The 6,000-nt window shown below is 39.6% G+C and carries 7 protein-coding genes and 1 rRNA gene; 7 read left to right on the forward strand and 1 reads right to left on the reverse strand.

Annotated features, from left to right (window positions below):
- The first annotated feature begins 122 nt into the window (after positions 1-122).
- A 5S ribosomal RNA gene (gene rrf / locus Q7J41_RS05100) occupies positions 123-239 on the forward strand.
- Positions 240-544: 305 nt separating this feature from the next.
- Here rrf and Q7J41_RS05105 read toward each other — a convergent pair.
- Positions 545-754 carry a molybdopterin-binding protein gene (locus Q7J41_RS05105; protein WP_304885861.1) on the reverse strand — a complete coding sequence of 70 codons (210 nt, stop codon included), beginning with the start codon at positions 752-754 and terminating at the stop codon, positions 545-547.
- Between the two features lie 528 nt (positions 755-1,282).
- On the opposite strand from Q7J41_RS05105, the gene Q7J41_RS05110 reads away from it, so the two are divergent.
- The 6 genes from Q7J41_RS05110 to Q7J41_RS05135 all read left to right on the forward strand — a co-directional run bounded on the left by Q7J41_RS05110 (position 1,283) and on the right by Q7J41_RS05135 (position 5,673).
- Complete coding sequence (locus tag Q7J41_RS05110) at positions 1,283-2,125, forward strand: pirin family protein (RefSeq protein ID WP_304885863.1); 843 nt, start codon at positions 1,283-1,285, stop codon at positions 2,123-2,125.
- 68 nt (positions 2,126-2,193) lie between these two features.
- Positions 2,194-3,009, forward strand: a complete 816-nt coding sequence (locus Q7J41_RS05115; protein ID WP_304885865.1) for a helix-turn-helix domain-containing protein — start codon at positions 2,194-2,196, stop codon at positions 3,007-3,009.
- A 75-nt stretch (positions 3,010-3,084) separates the two neighbouring features.
- Positions 3,085-3,402 carry an antibiotic biosynthesis monooxygenase gene (locus Q7J41_RS05120; RefSeq protein ID WP_304885868.1) on the forward strand — a complete coding sequence of 106 codons (318 nt, stop codon included), beginning with the start codon at positions 3,085-3,087 and terminating at the stop codon, positions 3,400-3,402.
- Positions 3,403-3,662: 260 nt separating this feature from the next.
- Entirely contained in the window at positions 3,663-4,238 is a 576-nt protein-coding gene (locus Q7J41_RS05125; protein WP_304885870.1) for a TetR/AcrR family transcriptional regulator, read from the forward strand.
- Position 4,239: 1 nt separating this feature from the next.
- Entirely contained in the window at positions 4,240-4,746 is a 507-nt protein-coding gene (locus tag Q7J41_RS05130) for a hypothetical protein (protein ID WP_304885872.1), read from the forward strand.
- Between the two features lie 99 nt (positions 4,747-4,845).
- Positions 4,846-5,673: a 4Fe-4S binding protein gene (locus tag Q7J41_RS05135; RefSeq protein WP_304885874.1), complete on the forward strand. Its 828-nt coding sequence runs from the start codon at positions 4,846-4,848 to the stop codon at positions 5,671-5,673.
- Positions 5,674-6,000: the final 327 nt, after the last annotated feature.

A 6,000-nucleotide genomic window follows, 5' to 3' on the forward strand; every position in this document is an offset into this window, starting at 1 on the left:
CAAGAAGAATTGGATGATTTTTACAACAATTGATGGACAGTTTAGCCGGTTCAACCGCTAACGCTCCATTGAACCTATTTGTTTCAGACGATTTACAATCGCCTGAAACAAAGCTAAACTAGTCTCGCGACGATGGCGGAAGGGCCACACCTGTTCCCATACCGAACACAGAAGTAAAGTCTTCCAGCGCCGAAAGTACTTGGTGGGTAACTGCCTGGGAGGATAGGACGTTGCGGGACTTTTTATTTGCGTGAAACAACGAGCCATGCGGCGAATAATATAAAAAAGAGAGATCAAAGAGCAAATTTATTTGTTTTTTGATCTCTCTTTTTTATATTTTTAGGAAGGAGCCATCTGGCGACTGACGCGACGTAGGCGTAGCGCAGCGGAGACGAAGTGTCGCATGAGCGAGTATAACGGCAGTGAAGTTAAGAGCCTGATTTAAGTTCACTTAAAATCAATGTTTCAATCTATTTTTTGCACGGCTTCAATAAAAAAGCAGATGATAAAATCATCCGCTCTGGTGTTTGTGATAAGAATGGAATTAATCAACCATCAACATAACAGATGTTGCTTTGACAATTGCTGTTGCTTCAGAACCAATTGATAAACCTAAATCTTTGATGGCTGCCATCGAAATGGTTGAGGAAATAACATTTCCGCCGCCGATGTCAATTTTCACGATTCCATTGACAGAACCTTCTTCAATACCAACAACTTTGCCTTTTAACTGATTTCTTGCACTTAGTTTCATAATTTCCTCCTAGAATTTGTTTGTAGTAGCGAATAATTTTCGTTACGTATATTGAAACATATGAAACTTAAATAAAACTTAAAAATTCTTCTAAAATTCATTTTAATTTCGAATTAAATGGCGTTTTAAAGGGAACAGATCAACATGAGTGATCGGAATAATTAAAAATGATCATTCAGGAGATAACGACTAATATTTCCTTTGATTATTATTAAATTTATCGTATTTCGATTCGTTGCGATGGCTTTCGAGTGGTTATGTGACGTTCGGTTTGTTCAAGTTGATTTCGCCACGGCTTCAGCCGGTTTAGTAAATAGTCAAACGAAGCCAAACCGGGTTGAAATGGTCAAAAAAACTAACGGAGTTAAGTAGCTGCGGGAAGCAATGATTTATTATAGTGAATACAATCTATAGAAACAAAGATAGAAAGCACCATCAGTTTTTTTGTTTCAAAATGTTTAATTAAAGTTTTGGGCGGTATAATTTCAAGTAACAAGTTTTAAGAAGAAAAAGAAAGAAGGCGTTTTTATGAAAGCAAGAAAAGTTATCCAGGTCGTTCAGGGGATTAAAGCAGTCGATGGAGCCGGGGTTCATCTGACCCGGGTCTTGTCGCATTCAACCGTAAAAGCATTTGACCCCTTCCTGATGCTGGATTCCTTTGATTCTAAAAATCCCCAGGATTACATCAAAGGTTTTCCCATGCATCCCCATCGGGGAATCGAAACGGTTACCTATCTAGTCGAAGGGCTGATTGAACATCAGGACAGCTTGGGGAATAAGGGTACCATTGAATCCGGCTGCTCCCAATGGATGACTGGAGGAAGTGGGATTCTTCATCAAGAGATGCCCCAGGCTTGTGAAAGAATGCTGGGTTTCCAGTTATGGCTGAATTTGCCCAAGTCAGAAAAAATGACAAATCCCAAGTATTTTGAGATCAGAAAAGAAAATATTCCGACATATAAAGGCGAAGGGTTTAACGTTGGTGTTATATCCGGAGCTTACGAGGACGTAAAAGGGGCTGATCCCCATCACATCCAGGCGATGATTTTAGATGTGGCTGTTGAACCGGGAAAATCGGTTAAGATTCCAACCGCCAAAGGAGAAACCGTGTTTGCATTTCTAATTGAAGGCCAAGGTGCAGTGGCGGGAACCATTTATAAAGAGAAATCGGCGCTGCTGTTTAGCGAAGGTGAATATATTGAAATAACGGCTGATGAAAAGCCGCTTCGTTTCGCCGTGTTTTCGGCACCGCCGCTAAATGAACCCGTAGCCTGGGGCGGCCCCATCGTGATGAACACGGAAGCTGAATTAAAACAAGCCTTTGCTGATTTGGAAGACGGCAGTTTTATTAAACAGTTGCCACAATTGTAAATGTTGAAGATAAGATTGATATTTTCTAAGTAGCTTGTTATGCTGGTTAAAAATAGGGAGAACGAACAATGCTGCAGATTGTAAGATACGCAATTAAATCAGAACGACTGAAGCCCTGGGTTAAATTTATCTGGTATTTGGAAACCGCATCAAATGTCAGCTTGAATCACAAATTATTGCCAACCGATAACATTGACGTAATTATTAACCTTTCTGATAAAATAGACTATCAAATTGAAAAACAAAGGTATCGTGCCGGTACTGTTCATTTTAATGGAACGCGCAACAAACCGGGTTTTATTATCCAAGCAGGGAAAATAAGGGTGTTTGGCATTTCGTTCTATCCATTTGGCTTGTATCCCTTCTTAAAGGTGCCAATGCTGGAATTTAGCAATCAACTGAATGATTTGGAACTGGTGGATAAACGGTTTGCTCAAAAGCTGGAAGCAGCAATTCAAAATACCAAGGAAACCAGCGAAGTCGTTAATGTGATCGAAAAAGCACTGTTGCTATTATTGGATCAAAATACGGTGGAAATGAAAAACATCGACCTGGTTCAACGCTTTTGTAGCGAAAATAAAGAGCAGTCAATTAATCATTTTTGTGAAAAGAATGGTTTGAATATTAAAACACTGGAACGACAGTGTCTGAAATACGCAGGATATACCCCGAAAACACTTGTTCGGATCGGACGGTTCCAGTCGGCAAGTAAACAATTGATATATAATGAAGAAAATTCATTTGTTGAACTTGCCTGTGACAGTGGCTATTATGATCAAGCTCATTTCATCAAAGAGTTTCAAGAATTTTCTGGGACGACGCCAGGAAAGTTTAATAAAGAAGGGTTGACAATAAAAGAACATAGCCACTATGCGTTTTTTTAAAACAGTTGTCGATTTTATACAATATCTCCATATCAGTTTCTTCTATAATGAAAGAAACTGATATGGAGGTTTTTTATGAAAATTATGACAGAGATAGTGCGAATGAAAACGGCTGAAGGTGTTGCGAAAGAGGATTTTATCAAATGGGTAAATGAACTAGAGGTAGAGTTCCATGCCAAGAAACCTGGTTACATAGATTCGGAACTGATGTTTGACGAAAAGAAGGCTGAATGGGTAATGATTCAGCATTGGTCATCAATGGTTGATCTTAAAAATGCGTCGCAAGAAATGTTTGAAGAAAGTATCACAGAAAATTTTAGAAATGCATTAGATCCCAAAAGTGTAAAAATGATTATCTATAATCAGATTCAGACATGGAGCTTGGATCAATAGCCATGCGTTGACGGTATAGTAAAAGGTAGAATTGTTAGACCGGATTTGAGTAGCACTGTGACTCTGCCGGTCGGTCTCGATGACATAACAACCGAAAAGAATAGGTTTTTTCGGTGTTCGCCTCAAGCTTTGTCCAGAGAGAATGGCAGGGTGAACGAACAAGACACTCTAGGTTGGTTGATTCCGGCTTAGAGTGTCTTGTTTATATAGGCCTAACAATTGCATTGACAAAGTATACTAAGTAGACTAAAATAGTATACATGGATAATGATAAGAAAAAAACTACCCAGGAGAAAATCAATAAAGCAGCGCAGACTCTTGTCTTCCTTTATGGAATCAAAGGCTGGAACATGGACGAATGCGCAAAGGAGGCGGGCGTAACAAAGCGAACGCTCTATAAGTACATTGATTCCAAGGAGAAACTGGTTGAAAAGGTGCTTTTCGATTATATCCAAAACACACAAGCAGCCCTTGTGCAGCAACTGAGCAATATTCCGGACTTTTTGACAGGACTAGAAACCATACTGGATATATATCCTGCCTTGATCATGAAAATGAATTCACGGGTGATCCAGGATATTTTCAAACAATTTCCTACCATTGAGGAGCATTTGATTAATAACCGTCTGAGCTTTACAGCGGATATCAAGAATTATATCCAACAGGGACAAAGACAAGGTGTCGTAAATTCTGAAGCGGATGTCGATACGATTATTGAAATTATGCAGTCATTGATCATTTATTATTCAAAAAGCAATCCTGAACAATTCGGCGAAAAAATCAGGGAGAGCTTTAAGATGGTGATCTACGGCATCGTCCAGAAAGGAACACAATAACATGAAAACTATTAACCGTTTCAAGTACAATCCCTGTTATTCTATTGTCAAATATGTGCCGGTTAAAACTTCAGGCAGAATCCGTTTTGACACTTCCAACCTTGGTGGAAGTGTTATAGTGATGGGATCTGCCCCCCACACGGTATTCATGGAGATTCATATCCTGACAAAAGACAACCAGCCCAAACAAGGCAGAGCGGTTTTTGAAGTGATTTTTTATGCTTCAAAAATATCTGTTGACACAATAATTAAGTGGACGAATTCAACTATTCCAATATTTGCTGGGTTGCCTGGTTTTTGCAATAAGAAATTTATGATCAATAAGGAAGCCAAAACATTTTCGGGACGATATGAATGGGAAACCGTTGAACTAGCGCAAAACTATGCGCAATCCTTTGCGGCAAAATTAATGGCGCAAGTTTCAAAGCCCTTCCCGATTAAATATACCATCACGGATAAAGAAACCAATGAAGTGGTCGTTTCTGAAAAAAATTTAGAAAGGTCGTGATATCGGTATGGAATCTATCATGTAATATTACTCAGGCACTGGCAAATTGCGAAAGAGATTCAGCAACGGCTGGTAGGTCGGTGACTCAAGGAGGTAGCAATGAATTTTAAACTAATCTATATTTCGCCTAACGGCACCACAGAAAAAACAACCCAGATACTTAAAAATGTCATTGAAAAAGACGGGCATACTGTCGAACTCATCAATTTGGGCGCAGGTAAGAACCGGGAAGATTTTGGTCAGATTTTGGAAATCATCGATGAAGCCGATATTGTGGGATTCGGTGCACCGGCTTACCACATGGATATGCTTGAACCCATGAAGCGTTTTTTTCAGGCCATGCAGACGGCTGGGCGTGTCTATCAATTTGGGGCGTTTCTATACTTGAATTATGGCGGCATCACTTCAGGCAAGGCTTTTTCAAACACTGCTTTATTATTTGCGTCAATGGATATACCCCTGATCGGTGCCATGAAGGTGATGGCCCCTCATTTTCATCACCTCGATTCGTTTCCGACGCAAACAACTGAAGCCTTTATTCAGGAGTTTTATGAAGCCCTTCAGGCGAAGGACTTCGCACTGATTTTGAATGATCGACTAAAAGCGCTTTTTTCACCTCGAAAAAAAAGAGTCAATCTGATCTATCCATTGGTTCACATCATCGGGAAAAAGCGGGAACTGCCCATTACCATCAAACCGGATATCTGTAAAAACTGCGGAAAATGTGTAAAAGAATGCCCTGTGGCTGCTATTAGTATAAAATGCGTAGCAACGATTGACCTGGAAAAGTGTATTCATTGTTATCACTGCTCGGTAATCTGCAAACTGGGCGCTGTGGAAGTGCCGGTTGAAAAACTCGACAAGATGATTCAATTGAACAAATGTATTATCGGTATGGAAAATCCGCCAAACGAAATTTATCGCTGATTTGTCATGGTTTCATACAATTTGAATGTAAGCGGTGTAGACGTGAGGTCATTTGTGTGTCATGAAGGAAAAGTACTTAAATAATAAATGCTGAACTATGCTCTATTGTGATCGTACAAAAATCCGGAATCACGGTGGATAAGGCATAAATACAGTGCTATAAAAAAGAAATGAGAAAACTTTCAAAAACATGTTGACAGGAGGGGTGAAAGAGCGTATACTAATGAAGTTGTCTCGAACAGAGGCGGCGCACACACAGCTGAAACATTGAAATGAACTTAAAAGAATTTCAAAAAACAGCTTGACAACATGAAGAAACAACGATAT

Source organism: Acetobacterium sp. (assembly GCF_030652775.1).
Taxonomy (GTDB): Bacteria; Bacillota; Clostridia; order Eubacteriales; family Eubacteriaceae; genus Acetobacterium.

Excerpts from the sequence above, each read along its gene's own strand:
- Q7J41_RS05105 (WP_304885861.1), bottom strand. The coding sequence starts at position 754 with ATGAAACTAAGTGCAAGAAATCAGTTAAAAGGCAAAGTTGTTGGTATT.
- Q7J41_RS05110 (WP_304885863.1), top strand. The coding sequence starts at position 1,283 with ATGAAAGCAAGAAAAGTTATCCAGGTCGTTCAGGGGATTAAAGCAGTC.
- Q7J41_RS05115 (WP_304885865.1), top strand. The coding sequence starts at position 2,194 with ATGCTGCAGATTGTAAGATACGCAATTAAATCAGAACGACTGAAGCCC.
- Q7J41_RS05120 (WP_304885868.1), top strand. The coding sequence starts at position 3,085 with ATGAAAATTATGACAGAGATAGTGCGAATGAAAACGGCTGAAGGTGTT.
- Q7J41_RS05125 (WP_304885870.1), top strand. The coding sequence starts at position 3,663 with ATGGATAATGATAAGAAAAAAACTACCCAGGAGAAAATCAATAAAGCA.
- Q7J41_RS05130 (WP_304885872.1), top strand. The coding sequence starts at position 4,240 with ATGAAAACTATTAACCGTTTCAAGTACAATCCCTGTTATTCTATTGTC.
- Q7J41_RS05135 (WP_304885874.1), top strand. The coding sequence starts at position 4,846 with ATGAATTTTAAACTAATCTATATTTCGCCTAACGGCACCACAGAAAAA.